The organism is Sphingopyxis sp. UBA6723 (genome assembly GCF_002454115.1).
Classification (GTDB): Bacteria; Pseudomonadota; Alphaproteobacteria; order Sphingomonadales; family Sphingomonadaceae; genus Sphingopyxis.
Window position 1 is genome coordinate 381,673 of sequence record NZ_DKIH01000011.1, and the last position, 17,425, is coordinate 399,097.

General features: G+C 65.0%; 11 protein-coding genes. 7 read left to right on the forward strand and 4 right to left on the reverse strand.

Going from position 1 to position 17,425, the window contains the following annotated elements:
• Positions 1 to 38 precede the first annotated feature (38 nt).
• The 3 genes from gyrB (at position 39) to B4F07_RS12895 (ending at position 4,670) form a co-directional block, all read left to right on the forward strand.
• Complete coding sequence (gene gyrB / locus B4F07_RS12885) at positions 39 to 2,615, forward strand: DNA topoisomerase (ATP-hydrolyzing) subunit B (protein WP_293700083.1); 2,577 nt, start codon at positions 39 to 41, stop codon at positions 2,613 to 2,615.
• A gap of 19 nt (positions 2,616 to 2,634) precedes the next feature.
• Positions 2,635 to 4,176, forward strand: coding sequence for a cryptochrome/photolyase family protein (locus tag B4F07_RS12890; protein WP_293700082.1), 1,542 nt, complete (start codon positions 2,635 to 2,637; stop codon positions 4,174 to 4,176).
• A 104-nt stretch (positions 4,177 to 4,280) separates the two neighbouring features.
• The gene (locus B4F07_RS12895; protein WP_293700080.1) at positions 4,281 to 4,670 is read left to right on the forward strand and encodes a septal ring lytic transglycosylase RlpA family protein; all 390 of its coding nucleotides are present in this window, start codon (positions 4,281 to 4,283) and stop codon (positions 4,668 to 4,670) included.
• Between the two features lie 3 nt (positions 4,671 to 4,673).
• On the opposite strand, the gene B4F07_RS12900 is transcribed toward B4F07_RS12895, so the two are convergent.
• Positions 4,674 to 5,567, reverse strand: a complete 894-nt coding sequence (locus tag B4F07_RS12900) for a glutaminase (protein WP_293700935.1) — start codon at positions 5,565 to 5,567, stop codon at positions 4,674 to 4,676.
• A 109-nt stretch (positions 5,568 to 5,676) separates the two neighbouring features.
• Between B4F07_RS12900 and B4F07_RS12905 the strand changes: the two genes are divergently transcribed.
• From B4F07_RS12905 to B4F07_RS12920, 4 genes are all read left to right on the forward strand, one after another.
• Positions 5,677 to 8,085, forward strand: a complete 2,409-nt coding sequence (locus tag B4F07_RS12905; protein ID WP_293700079.1) for a ligase-associated DNA damage response DEXH box helicase — start codon at positions 5,677 to 5,679, stop codon at positions 8,083 to 8,085.
• Positions 8,086 to 8,163: 78 nt separating this feature from the next.
• Positions 8,164 to 9,210, forward strand: a complete 1,047-nt coding sequence (locus tag B4F07_RS12910) for a retroviral-like aspartic protease family protein (protein ID WP_293700077.1) — start codon at positions 8,164 to 8,166, stop codon at positions 9,208 to 9,210.
• A gap of 40 nt (positions 9,211 to 9,250) precedes the next feature.
• Positions 9,251 to 9,964 carry a ligase-associated DNA damage response endonuclease PdeM gene (gene pdeM / locus B4F07_RS12915; protein WP_293700075.1) on the forward strand — a complete coding sequence of 238 codons (714 nt, stop codon included), beginning with the start codon at positions 9,251 to 9,253 and terminating at the stop codon, positions 9,962 to 9,964.
• Positions 9,965 to 10,124: 160 nt separating this feature from the next.
• Positions 10,125 to 12,887, forward strand: a complete 2,763-nt coding sequence (locus B4F07_RS12920) for a TonB-dependent receptor (protein WP_293700074.1) — start codon at positions 10,125 to 10,127, stop codon at positions 12,885 to 12,887.
• A 202-nt stretch (positions 12,888 to 13,089) separates the two neighbouring features.
• Here B4F07_RS12920 and B4F07_RS12925 read toward each other — a convergent pair whose 3' ends face one another.
• The 3 genes from B4F07_RS12925 to leuS form a co-directional block, all read right to left on the reverse strand.
• The gene (locus B4F07_RS12925; RefSeq protein WP_293704838.1) at positions 13,090 to 13,431 is read right to left on the reverse strand and encodes a hypothetical protein; all 342 of its coding nucleotides are present in this window, start codon (positions 13,429 to 13,431) and stop codon (positions 13,090 to 13,092) included.
• Between the two features lie 709 nt (positions 13,432 to 14,140).
• Positions 14,141 to 14,695: an LPS assembly lipoprotein LptE gene (gene lptE / locus B4F07_RS12930; RefSeq protein WP_293700071.1), complete on the reverse strand. Its 555-nt coding sequence runs from the start codon at positions 14,693 to 14,695 to the stop codon at positions 14,141 to 14,143.
• A 132-nt stretch (positions 14,696 to 14,827) separates the two neighbouring features.
• A complete protein-coding gene (leuS, locus tag B4F07_RS12935) occupies positions 14,828 to 17,377 on the reverse strand; it encodes a leucine--tRNA ligase (RefSeq protein WP_293700069.1) in 2,550 nt (849 codons plus the stop codon).
• Positions 17,378 to 17,425: the final 48 nt, after the last annotated feature.

A 17,425-nucleotide genomic window follows, 5' to 3' on the forward strand; every position in this document is an offset into this window, starting at 1 on the left:
CGCTTGGGTTTTGCCGCCTGCGACCCTATATAATCGGCATGACGGACACCCCTGAAAATGCGGCGCCGAGCGCCAACGCCAACCTTCCCAATGCCAATGCTTATGGCGCTGATTCGATCAAGGTTCTCAAGGGCCTGGATGCGGTACGCAAGCGCCCGGGCATGTATATCGGCGACACCGACGACGGGTCGGGGCTGCATCACATGGTGTTCGAAGTCAGCGACAATGCGATCGACGAAGCGCTCGCGGGGCATTGCGACCTTGTCCTGATCACGTTGAACAGCGACGGATCGGTCAGCGTCGAGGACAATGGTCGGGGCATTCCGACCGGCATTCACGCCGAAGAAGGCATTTCGGCGGCCGAGGTCATCATGACCCAGCTCCACGCCGGCGGGAAGTTCGAGAACACCAGCGACGACAATGCGTATAAGGTGTCGGGCGGCCTGCATGGGGTCGGCGTCAGCGTGGTCAACGCGCTGTCCGAATGGCTTGAGCTGACGATCTGGCGCGATGGCGAGGAGCATTGGATGCGCTTCGAACATGGCGATTCGGTCGCCCCGCTCAAGGTCACCGGCCCCGCCCCGGCAGGCAAGAAGGGCACGCGCGTCACTTTTCAGGCATCGACCGAGACCTTCAAGAACGTCCTCGAATTCGATTTCGAAAAGCTGGAACATCGTTACCGCGAGCTCGCGTTCCTCAATTCGGGGGTACGGATCAAGCTGGTCGATGCCCGCCATGCCGAGCATCAGTCCCACGATCTTTATTATGAGGGCGGCATCGGCGCCTTCGTCAAATATCTCGACCGCAACAAGAATGCGCTGCTGCCCGATCCGATCGCGATCAGCAGCGAACGCGACGGCATTGGCATCGAGGTCGCGCTCGAATGGAACGACAGCTATTATGAAAATGTGCTGTGTTTCACCAACAACATCCCGCAGCGCGACGGCGGCACCCACTTGGCCGCGTTCCGCGCCGCGCTGACGCGCACGATCAATGGCTATGGCGACAAGTCGGGCATCCTGAAGAAAGAGAAGGTCTCGCTGACCGGCGACGACATGCGCGAGGGGCTGACCGCGATCGTGTCGGTCAAGCTGCCCGACCCGAAATTCAGCTCGCAGACCAAGGACAAGCTGGTCAGCAGCGAAGTGCGCCAGCCGCTCGAAAGCCTGATGGCCGACCGAATGACCGAATGGCTCGAGGAAAATCCCGCTTATGCCAAGGCGGTGATCCAGAAGGTCATCGATGCCGCCGCGGCGCGCGAAGCCGCGAAAAAGGCGCGCGAGCTGACGCGGCGCAAGGGCGCGATGGACATCGCCAGCCTGCCCGGCAAGCTCGCCGATTGCCAGGAGCGCGACCCCGCCAAATGCGAACTCTTCCTCGTCGAGGGTGATTCGGCAGGCGGGTCAGCCAAGCAGGGCCGCGACCGCAAGGTTCAGGCGATCCTGCCGCTGAAGGGCAAGATCTTGAACGTCGAACGCGCGCGCTTTGACCGCATCATTTCGTCGAAGGAAGTCGGGACGCTGATCCAGGCGCTCGGGGCCGGGATCCGCGACGAGTTCAACATCGAAAAGCTGCGCTATCACAAGATCGTGATCATGACCGACGCCGACGTCGATGGCGCGCATATCCGCACGCTGTTGCTCACCTTCTTCTATCGCCAGATGCCCGAGATCATCGAGGGCGGTTATCTCTACATCGCGCAGCCGCCGCTCTACAAAGTCGCCAAGGGGCGCAGCGAAGTCTATCTGAAAGACGATACCGCGCTGGAAAATTATCTCGTCGACGGCGGCATTGACGCGCTGATGCTCGAAACCACCGGTGGGGCGCGCTCGGGCAACGACTTGCGCGATCTGATCGACCATGGCCGCCGCTTGCGTGCGCTGATGCGCTATGTGCCGCGCGGCCACAATTACGAGTTGGTCGAGGCGCTGGCGTTGAACGGTGCGCTCGATCCGGCGCTCGACAGCGCCGGGCGCACCGCCGCCGGGGTCCGCGCCGCCGAATGGCTCAACGCCGCCGAACGCGCGCTCACGGGCGGGATCGAGGCGAAATGGACGATCACCGCCAGCGATGGTGGCTATACGCTAGAGAAGCGGTGGCGCGGGGTCAGCGATCATCATGCGATTGACGCCGCGTTCCTGGCGAGCCAGGAGGGGCGCCGCCTGCACAAGCTGGCGACCGAACAGGCCGAGACCTATGCCCACCCCAGCCGGTTGGTAAAGGGCAGCAGCGCCGCGGCAATGGCCGCCGACGCCGCCGCGCTGGCCGCGGCCGAGGCCGCCGCAGACGATGCCGAAGCGAGCGACAGCGACCTGCCCGCCGCCAGCACCGGCAAGGTCACCCCGATCACGCGTCCGTCCGAACTGCTCGAGGCGATCTTCGCGCACAGCCGCAAGGGGCTGGCGATCAGCCGCTACAAGGGGCTGGGCGAGATGAATGCCGAGCAACTCTGGGAAACCACGCTCGATCCATCGAATCGCTCGCTGCTGCGCGTCGAAGCCGAACAGGCCGACATCGCGCACGAAATCTTTGAGCGATTGATGGGCGACGAGGTCGAACCGCGGCGCGAATTCATCCAGACCAACGCCTTGTCCGTCGCCAATCTCGACGTCTGACGGCGCGGCCGCGCATATCATGGCCGCCGACACGCTGATCCTGCTGCTCGGCGACCAGTTGAGTGCCGAGATCAGTAGTCTGGCTGGCGCCGATCCGGCAACGTCGGTCATCCTGATGGCCGAGGTCTCGGCCGAGGCCGACTATGTCTGGCATCATCGAAAGAAACTGGCGTTCGTGTTCAGCGCGATGCGCCATCACGCGGCGGCGTTGCGCGGCGCGGGCTGGACGGTCGATTATATCCGCCTCGACGATCCGCACAACAGCGGCAGTTTGCAGGGCGAGGTCGCACGGGCGCTAGCCCGCCACGGCGCCGGTCGCGTGGTCGTGACCGAAGCGGGCGAATGGCGGCTGCGCGAAGAGATGGCCGGCTGGGCCGCCGCGCTGCAAGTGCCGGTGGACATTCGCCCCGACGACCGCTGTTTCGCCAACGAGTCCGATTTTGCTGCCTGGGCAGAAGGCCGCAAGGCACTGCGCATGGAGTATTTCTACCGTCAGATGCGTCGCTCGACCGGATTGCTGATGGAGGGTGACGATCCGGCGGGCGGGCGGTGGAATTTCGATGCCGAAAACCGCAAGCCCGCAGCGCGCGACCTGTTGATGCCGCGGCCACGGCAATCCGCGCCCGATATGATCACGCAAGACGTGTTGGCCATGGTCGCGGCGCGCTTTCCCGATCGCTTCGGCAGTCTCGACGCATTCTGGTTCGCGGTGACCGCCGCGGATGCCGAGGCGCAGTACGACGCGTTTGTCGCCGACGCCCTGCCGCGCTTTGGCGATTATCAGGACGCGATGCTGGTCGGCGAGCCGTGGCTCTATCACAGCGTCATCGCGCTTTATCTCAACATCGGCCTGCTCGACGCGCGCGCCGTGTGCTGGCGCGTCGATGCGGCGTGGCGCGCAGGCGACGTGCCGATCAACGCCGCCGAAGGCTTTATCCGGCAGATTCTGGGCTGGCGCGAATATGTGCGCGGCATTTATTGGCGCGAAGGCCCCGATTATGGGCAGCGCAATGCGCTGGCGGCGCATCGTCCGCTGCCCGATTTCTACTGGAGCGCCGACACCGACATGGCGTGCATGCGCGCCTGCATCGAACAGACGCGCGACACCGCTTATGCCCATCATATCCAGCGGTTGATGGTGACCGGCAATTTCGCGCTGCTCGCCGGGATCGATCCGCATGCCGTCCACCTGTGGTATCTGGCCGTCTACGCCGATGCCTATGAATGGGTCGAACTGCCCAACACGGTGGGGATGAGCCAGTTTGCCGACGGTGGGCTGCTGGCATCGAAACCCTATGCCGCGAGCGGGGCGTATATCGACCGCATGTCGGATTATTGCCGTGGCTGCCGTTATGACGTGAAGGCGAAAGCGGGCAGCGGCGCTTGTCCGTTCAATCGCCTCTATTGGCCGTTTCTGATCCGTCACCAGCGGCTGATGAGCGGCAACCCCCGCATGGCGCCGATGTACCGCACGCTCGCGAAATGGGACGCCGCGCGCCGCGCTGCCCTCGTGGCCGATGGCGAGAACTGCCTTGCCGAATTGGGGATTGCTGGCGCTTGAAATCATACATTCGACCGCAATTTCGGCGCGGCGTGTCGCTGCCCGCTTGCATAAAGGGCAGCCGCGACGAAGAAGCGGGCGCAGAATTTTGGGGGACATTATCCATGCGCCGTCTTGTCGCAATCACGCTGCCGCTGTTGCTGGCCATTCCGGCCGCCGCGCAGGAATTGCCGGTCGACCAGGCCGCCGAAAATAGCGAAATCGGCAGCGGCATGGCCAGCTATTATGGCCGCGAACTGGCGGGCAACCGCACCGCCAGCGGCGAACGCTTCGATCCGGCGCAGCTCACTGCGGCGCACCGGACGCTGCCCTTCGGCAGCCTGGTCCGCGTCACCAATACCGCCAATGGCGATAGCGTGGTCGTGCGCATCAACGACCGCGGCCCCTTTTCGCACGGCCGCGTGATCGACGTCAGCCATGCCGCCGCGCGCGAGATCGGAATGCACCGCAGCGGCACCGCTCGGGTGAAGCTGGCGCTGCTGAACGACGATTGAGAATCAGTCAAACACCGACCACCCCGCCGCATAGGCAAAATGTTCGAGCGCGGCGGCGCCCGCCAGCGACGTCCCTGCTTCATTGAGCCCCGGTGACCATACCGCGATCGAGCCCTGCCCCGGTGCGATGCAGAGGATGCCGCCGCCGACGCCGCTTTTGCCGGGCAGGCCGACGCGGAAAGCGAATTCGCCCGAATTGTCATAATGGCCGCACAGCATCATGATCGCGTTGATGCGGCGCGCGCGGTGCGCTTCGATCAGCTGCTCGCCGGTCAGCGGATCGCGGCCCTCCATGGCGAGGAACAGTCCGGCGCGGGCGAGCTGGCGACACGACATCGCAATCGCGCATTGGCGGAAATAGACGCCGACGACGGCTTCGACCGGGTGTTTCAAATTGCCGAAGGCGTCCATGAAATGCGCCAGACTGCGATTGCGCGCGCCGGTTTCGGATTCGGACGATGCGACGTCGAAGTCGATCGCGACACTGTCATCGCCCGCGCGGGCGCGCATGAAATCGAGAATTTCTTCGGCGACCGCATCGCCATCGCGCCCGTCGATCAGCCGGTCGGTCGTGGCGATCGCGCCCGCGTTGATCAGCGGGTTGCGCGGGATGCCGTGCTCGCTTTCGAGCTGGACGACCGAATTGAACGCGCTGCCCGACGGCTCGCGCCCGACGCTGGTCCACAGGTCGCTGCCGACGCGGCGCAGCGCGAGCGCCAGCGTGAACACCTTGGACACCGACTGGATCGAAAAGGCTTCATCGGCATCGCCCGAGGTGTGGACGGTGCCGTCGGGCAGCGCGAGCGCAAAGCCGAGCTTGTTCGGGTCGACCTTGGCCAGTGCAGGGATGTAATCGGCGACGCGGCCCTGCCCCAGCTGCTCGTTCGCTAGCAGCATGGCTTCATCGATATGATGGCGGAGGTTCTCGGTCATCCGCGATGCGTACCGCAGGAGCGCCGAACGGGAAAGGCTTGCCGCCGCCTCATCGCGGCCCCACCTTCTCCCTATGAACCTCCCCGCCCCTTTTACCGACTGGTTCGCGACGCGCGGGTGGCAGCTGCGGCGGCATCAGGCCGATATGCTAGGCGCGGGCGCCCGCAGTGAGCATGCCTTGCTGGTCGCGGCGACGGGGGCGGGCAAGACGCTGTCGGGGTTCCTGCCGACGCTGGTCGATCTGACCGCGCATCCCACCGACCGGCTGCACACGCTCTATGTGTCCCCCCTCAAAGCCCTCGCCGCCGACGTCGAGCGCAATCTGCTTGGCCCGATTGCCGAGATGGGGCTCGACATCAGCGTCGAGAGTCGCAGCGGCGATACGTCGTCGGACAAGAAAGCGCGCCAGCGCAGCCGGCCGCCGAACATCCTGCTGACGACCCCCGAGTCCTTGTCGCTACTGATCTCCTATCCTGACAGTTTCACCATGTTCGCCGATCTGAAAACGGTGGTGATCGACGAAATCCACGCCTTTGCGCCGGGCAAACGCGGCGATTTGCTCAGCCTCGCGCTGGCAAGGCTGCAACAGATTGCGCCTGGGCTGCGCCGCGTCGGGCTGTCGGCCACGATCGCGGACACCACCGCCTACCGCGCATGGCTGGCGCCCGACAGCGATGCCGAGAGCGTGACGCTGGTCGAGGGCGAAGCGGGCGCCGATCCGGACATCCAGATCCTGCTGCCCGAAGGCGCGGTGCCGTGGGCCGGGCATTCGGGGCGCTATGCGGTGCATCAGGTGATGGCCGAGGTCGCAAAGAACCGCACGACGATCATCTTCTGCAACACCCGCGGGCTCGCCGAGCTGATCTTTCAGGAATTGTGGAAGGTCAACGACCTCAGCCTGCCGATCGCGATCCACCACGGCAGCCTCGACCGCGAGGCGCGCCAGCGCGCCGAGGCAGCGATGGCCGAGGGGCGCTTGCGCGCGCTCGTCGCGACCTCCAGCCTCGATCTCGGGCTCGACTGGGGCGATGTCGATTGTGTGATTCAGATGGGGGCGCCGAAGGGATCGTCGCGGCTGCTCCAGCGCATCGGCCGCGCCAATCACCGGCTCGACGAACCGAGCAAGGCGCTGATCGTGCCCGGCAACCGCTTCGAATATCTCGAGGCGCAGGCGGCATTGGATGCCGTCGAGGCAGGCGAGCGTGATGCCGACCGCTTTCGCCCCGGCGCGCTCGATGTGCTGGCACAGCATGTGATGGCGCTCGCCTGCGCCGCGCCGTTCAAGGAAGACGAGCTGCTGGCGGAGATCCGTTCGGCGGCGCCCTATCGCTGGGTTGATGCGACGCTCTTTTCCCGCCTGCTCGGCTTTGTCCGCGACGGCGGTTACGCGCTCAAAAGCTATGACCGCTTCCGCCGCCTCGCCCCGGACGGGCAAGGCGGCTGGCGCATCGCGCATCCGCGGCTGGCGGCGCAGCACCGGCTGAACGCGGGGATCATCGTCGATGCGCCGACGCTCGACGTGCGGTTCAGGAACGGGCGACGGCTGGGTACGGTCGAGGAGTATTTCGCGAGCACGCTCAGCCCCGGTGATACTTTTGCCTTCGCCGGGCTGAGCCTGGAGGTCGAGGGCATCCGCGATACCGACGTGCTGGTTCGCGCGACGAGCAAACCGGCGCGCATCCCCTCCTATGTCGGCGCGCGCATGGCGCTCTCGACACGGCTTGCCGACCGGGTGCGCGGGTTCCTCGCCGACCCCGCGAGCTGGGCGCGCTTTCCCGCCGATGTCCGTTTCTGGCTTGAGATGCAGGCGCTGCGCTCAGTGCTGCCGCGGCCCGGCGAGCTGCTTGTCGAAACCTTCCCACACGAGGGCATTCATTATCTGGTCGCCTATCCGTTCGAAGGCTGGAACGCGCATCAGTCGCTCGGCATGCTGATCACCAAAAGGATGGAGCGCGCCGGATTGCAGCCGCTGGGCTTTGTCGCCTCCGATTATGCGCTCGCGATCTGGTCGCTGCGCCCGGTGACCAATCCGGCGGCTTTGTTCGACCCCGCGATCCTTGAGGAGGAATTTGTCGAGTGGGTCGAAGGGTCGCACTTGCTCAAGCGCGCCTTCCGCGAGGTCGCGGTGATCGGCGGGCTGATCGAACGCCAGCATCCGGGCAAGCGCAAGACCGGCAAACAGGTGACCTTTTCGACCGACCTGATTTTCGACGTGCTGCGCAAATATGAGCCCGATCATCTGCTGCTGGAGGCGGCGTGGGCCGATGCGCGCGAGCGGCTGACCGATGTTGCGCGGCTGGGCGACCTGCTTGATCGCGCCGCGGGGACGATGCTGCACCAGAAGCTCGACCGGATCAGCCCGCTGGCGATCCCGGTGCTGGTGCTGATCGGCCGCGAAAGCGTCGCGGGCGCCGACGTCGACGATGCGCTGCTGGGCGAGCTGGCCGATAGTCTCGCCGATCAGGCGATGGGATCACCATAGCGATGCCATTCGGCGTTTTGCTTGCTGCAAGCTGGGATGAGGCGTAGATTGCGCAAAAATATATAGAGGATGCCCGCGATGACCCACCTTTTCAGGCGGTCGATGTTCTGGACGGCACTACTCGCCGCGCCGGTGCTGATCGGCGCCAGCCAAACACCCCCGGCGCCGCCCGTTCTCGCGGCTCCATCGAGCCCTGGCCCAGCCGAGGTCGTGATCGAGCCGGGGACGGTGAGCGAGGTCGTCCCGTTCATCCAGCCGTTCGATCTCGATGCAACGCGGCGCATGGCGGTGAACGTCATGGTCGGCGGACAAGGGCCGTTTTCCTTCCTCGTCGACACCGGCGCCGAACGCACCGTGATCGCGCGCGAGCTGGCCGCCCGGCTGGGGCTGGTCGAAGGCGCCAAGCTTCGGCTCGCAACGATCGGCGGGTCGGCGACGGTGCCCAGCTTCCGGATTGCCGCGCTGCAAATGTCGGACCTGCATCTGGCGTCGGTCGATGCGCCCGCCTTTCATGGCCGTCACATCGGTGCCGCCGGACTGATCGGCGTCGATATGCTCGAGGAACGGCGGGTACTGATCGATTTCCGCAAGGAAAGGATGCAGATTCTGGAAACCCGCCGCCGCGCGCCATCGCTGATCCGGGACGATGACGCGATCGTGGTCACGGCGCGCAATTCGGCCGGCCGGCTGATCCTGACCGACGCGCGGCTGCACGGCAGGCGTATCGATGTCATCGTCGATACCGGAGCGCAGACCAGCGTCGGCAACATGGCCCTGCAGAAGATGGTCGCCGACCGGCGCGCCAATCGCCTACCCTTTTCCGCGACCGAGCTCACCGCAGTGACGGGCGAAGATGTCCCCGCCCTGCGCACCGCGATCAAGCGCATCGTGATCAACGGGCTGGACATCAACGACCTGCCGGTCAGCTTTGCCGACAGTCAGGCGTTCCGCGTGCTGGGGCTCCACGAACGCCCCGCGCTGTTGCTGGGCATGGACAGCCTGTCGCTATTCGACCGGGTCGAGATTGATTTTCCCAACAAACGCGTCGTGTTCGACCTGCCCGACGGAGCGCAGCGGCGGACGGGGCAGCAGATGGCGTTGACGATGGCGAGGCACGGCGGATAGCAGGCTTGCCGGTAGCGGAGCGCGGCGCCATAGCGGCGCGATGACCGCCGCCACCGCCTTTGATTTTGCCGGCCATCAGTTTGTCGCGCTGGCCGACCGCGCCTTGTTCTGGCCGCGGCACGGGGCGCTGATCGTTGCCGACCTGCATCTGGAAAAGGCGAGCTGGTACGCGGCGCTCGGCCAGCCGCTGCCACCATATGACAGCCACGATACGCTGGACCGGCTGGCGAGGCTGGTCGCCGAAACCGGCGCGCAGGCGATCTGGTGCCTGGGCGACAGTTTCCATGACCGTGACGCCGCAAGCCGCATCGTCCCGGCGGTTGCCGAACGGCTGCGAGCGCAGGCGGCGGCGACCAGGCTGCTGTGGATCGCGGGCAACCATGACGGGCTGAGCGGCGGCGCGTGGGGCGGCACGGTCGCCGACGAACTGCTGATCGACGGGATCGTGCTGCGCCATCAGTGCGACCGACGCGAAACGCGCCCCGAAATGTCGGGTCATTTTCACCCCAAATTGCGACTGAACGTTCGCGGGCGCAGCGTTGCGCGCGCCTGCTTCGCGGTCGATGAGCGGCGCCTGATTTTCCCGGCCTTTGGCAGTCTCACAGGTGGCCTGGACGTCGGCGACCCCGCCATCGCCTGTAATTTTGATGGAGATTACTGCGCGAAGCTGGTGGCGCAGGGTAAGTTAATTTCTTTTCCATTCCGCAACGGACAGGAAAATGACGTTACGGCAACCAGCGCCATCGTCGGCTGAGCTCGCCTAAACCACCGCGGCCATCCACTTTTCGCCTGTGGCGCAAAAGCATCACTTGCCCGAAGAATCGCGAAAAAGCGGGGCTTTGGCTGGATTGGCGGCGCATTTCGGCTATGAATCGCGGTCTAAAAATAACGAAATCAAGAGAGGAGTGCCCGACATGAAATCAACTTCCCTTCGTGCTGCCCGTTTTATGCGTACCAGCGCGCTTGGCGTTTCGATCGCCATGGCTGTGGTGGCGATGCCCGCTTTCGCGCAAGAATCGACCGCCGATGAAGCCGCTGATGACAGCGACAACACCCCGATCATCGTCACCGCGCAGGGCCGATCGCAGCTTTTGTCCGACGTGCCGGTCGCAATCTCGGCGGTGAACGCCGAAACGCTCCAGAACAGCGGCGCGAACGACATTCGTCAGCTCAACCAGGTCGCCCCCTCGCTGCTCGTGTCGTCGACCGGTTCGGAAGCCAATGGTTCGGCGCGTATCCGCGGCATCGGCACCGTCGGCGACAACCCTGGCCTCGAAAGCTCGGTCCCGGTGTTCATCGACGGCGTGTACCGTTCGCGTTCAGGCATCGGCCTGAACGAACTCGGTGAAATCGACCGCGTCGAAGTGCAGCGCGGCCCGCAGGGCACACTGGGCGGTCGCAACTCGTCGGCCGGCCTGATCAGCATCTATTCGAAAAAGCCCGAGTTCGATTTCGGCGCCAATGGCGAAATCACGTACGGCAATTATGATTTCCTGCGCTTCACCGGCAGCGTGACCGGCCCGATCAGCGAAACGATCGCGGCGCGGATCGACGGCGTCTACGTCCAGCGCGACGGTTTCTATCGCGACACGACGAACGACACCGACGTCAACACTCGCGACCGCTATTTCCTGCGCGGCCAGATCCTGTTCGAACCGACCGACGCGCTGTCGATCCGCCTGATCGCCGATTACACCTATCGCGACGAGAAATGCTGCGCCGCGACCTATGTCGACAACAGCGTCAATCCGTTCATCGGCAATCTGAACAATCCGTCGACGCCGCTGGCGCCATTGCAGGCCAATGGCAACAACATCATCAACGTGCTGCGCGATCTGGGCCAGCCGCTGTCCGCGTTCAACCAGGGCTATGCCCGCGACATTTCGGTCAGCCCCGGCCGCAGCTTCGCCGGACAGACCAAGGATTACGGCTTTTCGGGCCAGATCGACTATGATTTCGGCGGCGCGACGCTGACCTCGATCACCGCGTACCGGGAATATCGCTCGGGTCAGGCGGGCGACGTCGATTACGGCTCGGTCGATATCCTCTATCGCGGCGAAAGCGACGACGCCTATCGCCAGTTCCACACCTTTACCCAGGAACTGCGGTTGCAGGGCGAAGCATTCGACGGAACGCTCGACTGGCTGGTCGGCGGTTTCTACGCCAATGAAAAGCTGACCGTGCAGGACAATCTGCGTTTTGGCAGCCAATATGGCCGCTTTGCAAATTGTCGCATCGTATCGGGCGGCGCGCTGGCCGCCGGTTATTCGCCGACCTCGCAAAGCTGCCTTGCCGCGCCGGTTCGCGGCCTGATTGCCAGCGGTGGTTCGGCGCTCGGCGCCGGCGGCCCGGCCATCCTTGCCGCACTCGACCGGCTCGACACGCTGAACGATCGCGGCAGCACGATCGACCGTTATTTCCAGGACGGCACCAACTGGGCGCTGTTCACGCACAACATCATCCACATCACCGACCAGCTCGATCTGACGCTGGGGCTGCGGTACACCAACGACAAGAAGAAGTTCGACGCGACTTTCGGCAACGACAACAACATCTGCACCGCCAACCAGGCGGCGCTCGCGCCGCTGCTGACCGGCGCGTTGGCCGCCACCGCAGGCGGTATCATCGGGCTGTCGTGTCAGGGCAATTCGACCGCAGAGCTCAACGGTGTGTCGATCAATGACGAACGGAGCGAGGACGAATGGACCGGTACTGCGATCCTTTCGTACAAGCCCACCGACGATCTGCTGCTCTATGCCAGCTTTGCCCGTGGGTATAAGGCGGGCGGGTTCAACCTCGATCGTTCGGCGCTCAAGAACCCGGTGGTCACTTTTGCCTCGGTCGGCGGCGCGCAGGCCGTTGTCGGTAATCTGCAGTTCGACCCCGAGCTGGTCGACAGCTATGAAGTCGGCGCCAAATACTCGACCGGTCCGTTCAGCTTGAGCCTGTCGGGCTTCCGGTCGGATTTCAGCAATTTTCAGCTGAATACCTTCAACGGCACCGTCTTTCTGGTCGCGACCGTCAACGGCTGCGACAATCTGGTCGGCGGATCCGGGGCCGATAGCGACCTGAGCAACGCGACGGGTGCATGCGCGCCGGATGATGTGACTTATGGCGTACGTACGCAGGGCGTCGAGATCGAAGCCCAGCTGGTTCCCGCCCCCAACTTCCGCCTTGCGGCCGGGCTGACCTATGCGCGCACGAAATATCGCGACGACCTGATCGGCAACAAAAATGGAACGCCGCTTGACCAGGCGCTGCGCAAGCTGCCCGGCGACAATCTGTCGAATGCGCCCGAACTGGTCGCCACTGGCAGCGTCACCTGGACCCCCGACATCGGCAGCAGCGGGCTGACCGGCCTGGTCTATATCGATGGCCGCATGACCAGCGATTACAACACCGGGTCCGACCTGTTCCCGCAAAAGGGGCAGGATGGTTATGCGCTGTTCAACGCCCGCCTGGGTGTGCGCGGTCCCGACGAGAAATGGGGCATCGAATTTTGGGCGCAGAATATCTTCAACAAAAACTATGCGCAGGTTGCGTTCAACTCGCCGTTCCAGGCGGGCACAACGTCGGCGCCCTTCGTTGATCCCCAATATCCGGGCGGTCGCCAGATCTTTTCGCAGTTCCTGGCGGAGCCGCGGACCTATGGCGTGACCCTGCGCGGCAAATTCTGACCGCGTAAGACGAACCAAGAACCGCCCGCTCGCTTCGGTGAGCGGGCGGTTTCTTTTTGGGCGGGCCTGCGCTCTCGCGCAGGCAGGAGCTTGCGGCGGGCTCTTGGGTTGCGGAGGTGCTTCGCTTCATTTTGCGCAATGGCGATTCGATCAATGTCATCGCCCTGGACCCGGCCCGGATCAGCGTCGAGGTGGACGCCCTTTACCGCGCCCTCGCCGCCTGATGCGCGATGTCGGTCATCAGCTTGCGGAACAACACCCCGCCGGGTGTCCCCGATGATTTGAGCGCGCGTTCGCAATCGATCAGGCGGCTCATCAGCCGCGCAACACGCACCGAATCCCAGATGCGCAGTTGCGCGGTCACCGCATCGCGTTCTTTCCAGAAAATGCCGCTGGTGCGCGCCGCGACGACGGTCGCCGGATGCGCCCCCGCATCGACCTCGGCACGCAGCCGCGCGAGTGCCATCGCGCGGATCGCCAAGGCGCGGATGATACGGATCTCGGCGACGCCGACCGCGGTCGCCTTCGCCAGCATCGCGGGCATCTCGCGCACCTTGCCGCCCAGCGCGACGTTGATGCACTCGCTGACGTCTTCCTCATGCGTCGCGGCGCCCAGCGCGGCGATGTCGGCGGCGGTGACCTGCCNNGGTGCCCTGCCGCTGGCGATCGGCGGCGGCGTCGAGGTACAGCGCCATTTTCTCGATCTCGCGCCGCATTAGCGCCTGATCGCCCGACACCAGGTCGATCAGCAGTTGCGCCTCGGCATTCGCCAGCCGCAGCCCTTGGTCTTCGGCGGCGCCCATCGCGATGCCGACCAGCGCGCGGCGGTCGGGCTGGTAACAAATTGCGGCGACGGCGTAGTTCGATCCTTCGACCAGCTTGACGAGTTTCGATTTGGCGGTGACCGACGCGCCGGTCGCGATCACTGGGTTGATGACGGTGTCGGCAGCCAGCAGCGCCTCGACCGCGGGGACGCTGTCGTCGCCGCTGCCGGTGAGTTCGAGGCGGATGATCCGCGCTGACGAAAACAGCGACATCGATGCGGCTTCAGCGGCGAGCAGCGAGGGATCCTGCGCCAGCTGCGATCCGGACAGGTCGAGCCGTTCGGCATCCTTGCCCGCGAGCCCGACCAGATGGTTAGCGACCGCGGCCATCGTCGCTTCGTCGGGGCCGGTCAGCAGGGTGAAACGAAGCGCGGGGTCGAGGCGCGACTGGCGTTCGAGGTCGGCGGGCTTGACCGTCTTCATCGCCGGTTACTGGGTCGGCGCGGGCGTCGCCGCTGGCGCCTCGGTCGCGGTCCGGCCGCCGCCGCGATCGGCGAAAACGGCCAACCGCGTGACGATCTGGTCCGAAATTCCCGAAGCAAGCCGTTCGAGCGCCGACGATTCGGCGGCGATCGTCGCATATTCGCTGCCGACGACGTCGATCCCGGCATCTTGTGCTGCGGTCGCGTCGAGCAAGACTTCGCCGCTCGCGGCATCGACCAGCTGGTAACGCGCGCGCAAGGTGCGGCGTTCGCGAGTCACGGCATCGTCGGCGCGGACGCCAAAACCGGTGATCGAATCCTCAAGCCGGACATCAAGCCGCAGCCGCTTGCCCGCACCCTGCCCGCCCTGCGTCGCCTGCAACCGGTCGCGCAGCGCGTTGCGGACCAGCCAGCCCGAATGCCCCTCGATCGGCGCAACATCGACATCGGCGAGCACTGTGGCCACCGCGCCGCGGCTGCCGTTCGCATAGAGCGGACGCAGCCCGCAGCCGCCAAGGGTCAGCGAGGCGGCGATGAGCGAGGAGAGGAGGAGGTTACGCATCGCGGACACTATTGACCCTTATCCCCGTTCGTGTCGAGCGAAGTCGAGACACCCCGAAGGCGCGCACGAACGATGGGCATCTCGACTTCGCTCGATGCGAACGGAAGTGGGAGATGCGTTAGAATTCATTTTCTAAGGTACGATATTCACCAAACGGTCGGGGACCACAATCACCTTCTTCGGCGTCGCACCGCCCAGAAGTTCGGCAATACGCGGGCGCGCGAGCGCGGCGGCCTCGATCGCATCCTTGTCGAGTCCCTTGGCGAGCGTCATCGTATCGCGCAGCTTGCCCGCCATCTGAATCGCGATCGTCACCTCGTCATCGACGAGCAGCGCCGGATCGGCGGTCGGCCATGCGGCATCGGCGACAAGCGTGGTCGCGCGCTGTCCGGCAGGCAACGCGGCCCAGGCTTCCTCGGCCAGATGCGGCATCATCGGCGCGACGAGGCGGATCAGCGTCAAACACGCTTCCGCGCGCGTCGCCGAGGGTTTTGCCTTTTCGATGTCGTTGGCGAGCGCATGGATTTTGGCGACCGCCTTGTTGAAGCCGAGCGCTTCGATATCGGCGCCGACCCCGGCGATCGCCTGGTGCAGCTTGCGCGCGAGCGCTCTGTCTTCACCGCCGTCGCCGACATTTTCGGTGTCACCGAACAGGCGCCACAGGCGCTGGACAAAGCGCCACGCGCCCTCAATCCCCGCCTCGCTCCACGGCAGGTCGCGCTCGGGCGGGCTGTCGGACAGCATGAACCAGCGCGCCGCGTCGGCGCCATATTGGTCGAGAATCGCGTCGGGATCGACGACATTCTTCTTCGACTTCGACATCTTGATGACGCGGCCGACTTGCACCGGGGCGGCATCGGCGGTGAGCGTCGCGCCGTCGGCGCTGCGCTCGATCTCGTCCGGCGTGAAATAGAGCGGCGGCAGGCCTTCGCCTTGCTCGCGGCTATAGGTCTCGTGGGTGACCATCCCCTGCGTGAACAGGCTGGCGAAGGGTTCGACGATGTCGATCATCCCCATCTTGTGGAGCGCTCGCGTCCAGAAGCGCGCGTAGAGCAGGTGGAGGATCGCATGTTCAACGCCGCCGATATATTGGTCGACCGGCAGCCAGCGGCGGATCACCTCGGGATCGAACGGACGGTCGCTCGGCGAGCTGGCGAAGCGCAGGAAATACCAGGACGAATCGACAAAGGTGTCGAGCGTGTCGGTTTCGCGCACCGCATCGCCGCCGCACGAAGGGCAGCGAACGTGCTTCCACGTCGGATGGCGATCGAGCGGATTGCCGGGGATCGAGAAATCGACGTCTTCTGGCAGCACGACGGGCAGCTGGTCCTTCGGCACCGGCACCGTGCCACACGCGTGGCAGTGGATGAACGGGATCGGCGTCCCCCAGTAACGCTGGCGCGAGACGCCCCAGTCGCGCAGGCGCCACACGGTGGTGCCCTTGCCCCAGCCCTCATGCTCGGCGCGCGAGACGATCGCGGCCTTCGCTTCGTCGATGGTCATCCCGTCGAGGAAGTGGCTGTTCACCAGCTTGCCGGGGCCGGTATAGGCTTCGTCGCCGGTGAAATGCTGCGCGGTCTCGTCGCCATCGGCGATCACCCGGTGGATGGGCAGCCCATATTTGCGCGCGAAATCCAGGTCGCGCTGGTCATGCGCCGGGCATCCAAAGATCGCGCCGGTGCCATAATCCATCAGCACATAATTCACGACCCAGACGGGCAAGTGCAGCGCGGGGTCGAGCGGATGCTCGACGGTCAGGCCGGTGTCGAAGCCCAGCTTCTCGCCGGTCTCCAGCTGTTCGGCCGACGTTCCCTGGCGGCGGCATTCGGCGATGAAGTCGGCCAGCTCGGGCGCGTCCTGCGCCATGCGTTCGGCCATCGGATGATCGGGCGAAATCGCCGCAAAGCTGGCGCCGAACAGCGTATCGGGGCGCGTCGTGAAAACGTCGAACCCCGCAGCGCCGCCGACGAGCTTGAACGAAAACTCCAGCCCCTGCGACTTGCCGATCCAGTTTTCCTGCATCAGCCGCACCTTGTCGGGCCAGCTGTCGAGGCCGCCCAGGCCTTCGAGCAGTTCGTCGGCGAAGTCGGTAATCTTGAGAAACCACTGCGACAGCTTTTTCTTTTCGACCAGCGCGCCTGATCGCCAGCCGCGGCCGTCGATCACCTGTTCATTGGCCAGCACGGTCATGTCGACCGGATCCCAATTGACGTAGCTTTCCTTGCGCGTCACCAGCCCCGCCGCGAACAGGTCGAGGAACAGCGCCTGTTCCTGCCCATAATAGTCGGGATCGCACGTCGCGAGCTCGCGGCTCCAGTCGATCGCGAGTCCAAGCCGTTTGAGCTGACCACGCATCGATGCGATATTGTCGCGCGTCCAGCCGCCCGGATGCACGCCCTTTTCCATCGCAGCATTTTCGGCCGGCATCCCGAACGCGTCCCAGCCCATCGGGTGGAGCACGTCGTGGCCGGTCATCTTCTTGAACCGCGCGAGCACGTCGCCCATCGCATAGTTGCGGACATGCCCCATGTGGATGCGCCCCGACGGATAGGGGAACATCTCGAGGATATAGGCCTTGGGCTTGTCAGCACTGTCGGTAGTGGCAAAGCTGTTCGCCGCCTCCCACGCCTTTTGCCAGCGAGCGTCGGCGGCGAGGGCGCCAAAGCGCGGTTCGCGGGTCATTCGTCGGTTACCCCGTTTGTCTGTGTGTCGGCGCGAACCCGCGCCGCC

What these genes read in the sequence shown, in the direction of transcription:
- gyrB (WP_293700083.1), top strand. Translation starts at nt 39, where the DNA reads ATGACGGACACCCCTGAAAATGCGGCGCCGAGCGCCAACGCCAACCTT.
- B4F07_RS12890 (WP_293700082.1), top strand. Translation starts at nt 2,635, where the DNA reads ATGGCCGCCGACACGCTGATCCTGCTGCTCGGCGACCAGTTGAGTGCC.
- B4F07_RS12895 (WP_293700080.1), top strand. Translation starts at nt 4,281, where the DNA reads ATGCGCCGTCTTGTCGCAATCACGCTGCCGCTGTTGCTGGCCATTCCG.
- B4F07_RS12900 (WP_293700935.1), bottom strand. Translation starts at nt 5,567, where the DNA reads ATGCTGCTAGCGAACGAGCAGCTGGGGCAGGGCCGCGTCGCCGATTAC.
- B4F07_RS12905 (WP_293700079.1), top strand. Translation starts at nt 5,677, where the DNA reads ATGAACCTCCCCGCCCCTTTTACCGACTGGTTCGCGACGCGCGGGTGG.
- B4F07_RS12910 (WP_293700077.1), top strand. Translation starts at nt 8,164, where the DNA reads ATGACCCACCTTTTCAGGCGGTCGATGTTCTGGACGGCACTACTCGCC.
- pdeM (WP_293700075.1), top strand. Translation starts at nt 9,251, where the DNA reads ATGACCGCCGCCACCGCCTTTGATTTTGCCGGCCATCAGTTTGTCGCG.
- B4F07_RS12920 (WP_293700074.1), top strand. Translation starts at nt 10,125, where the DNA reads ATGAAATCAACTTCCCTTCGTGCTGCCCGTTTTATGCGTACCAGCGCG.
- B4F07_RS12925 (WP_293704838.1), bottom strand. Translation starts at nt 13,431, where the DNA reads ATGCCCGCGATGCTGGCGAAGGCGACCGCGGTCGGCGTCGCCGAGATC.
- lptE (WP_293700071.1), bottom strand. Translation starts at nt 14,695, where the DNA reads ATGCGTAACCTCCTCCTCTCCTCGCTCATCGCCGCCTCGCTGACCCTT.
- leuS (WP_293700069.1), bottom strand. Translation starts at nt 17,377, where the DNA reads ATGACCCGCGAACCGCGCTTTGGCGCCCTCGCCGCCGACGCTCGCTGG.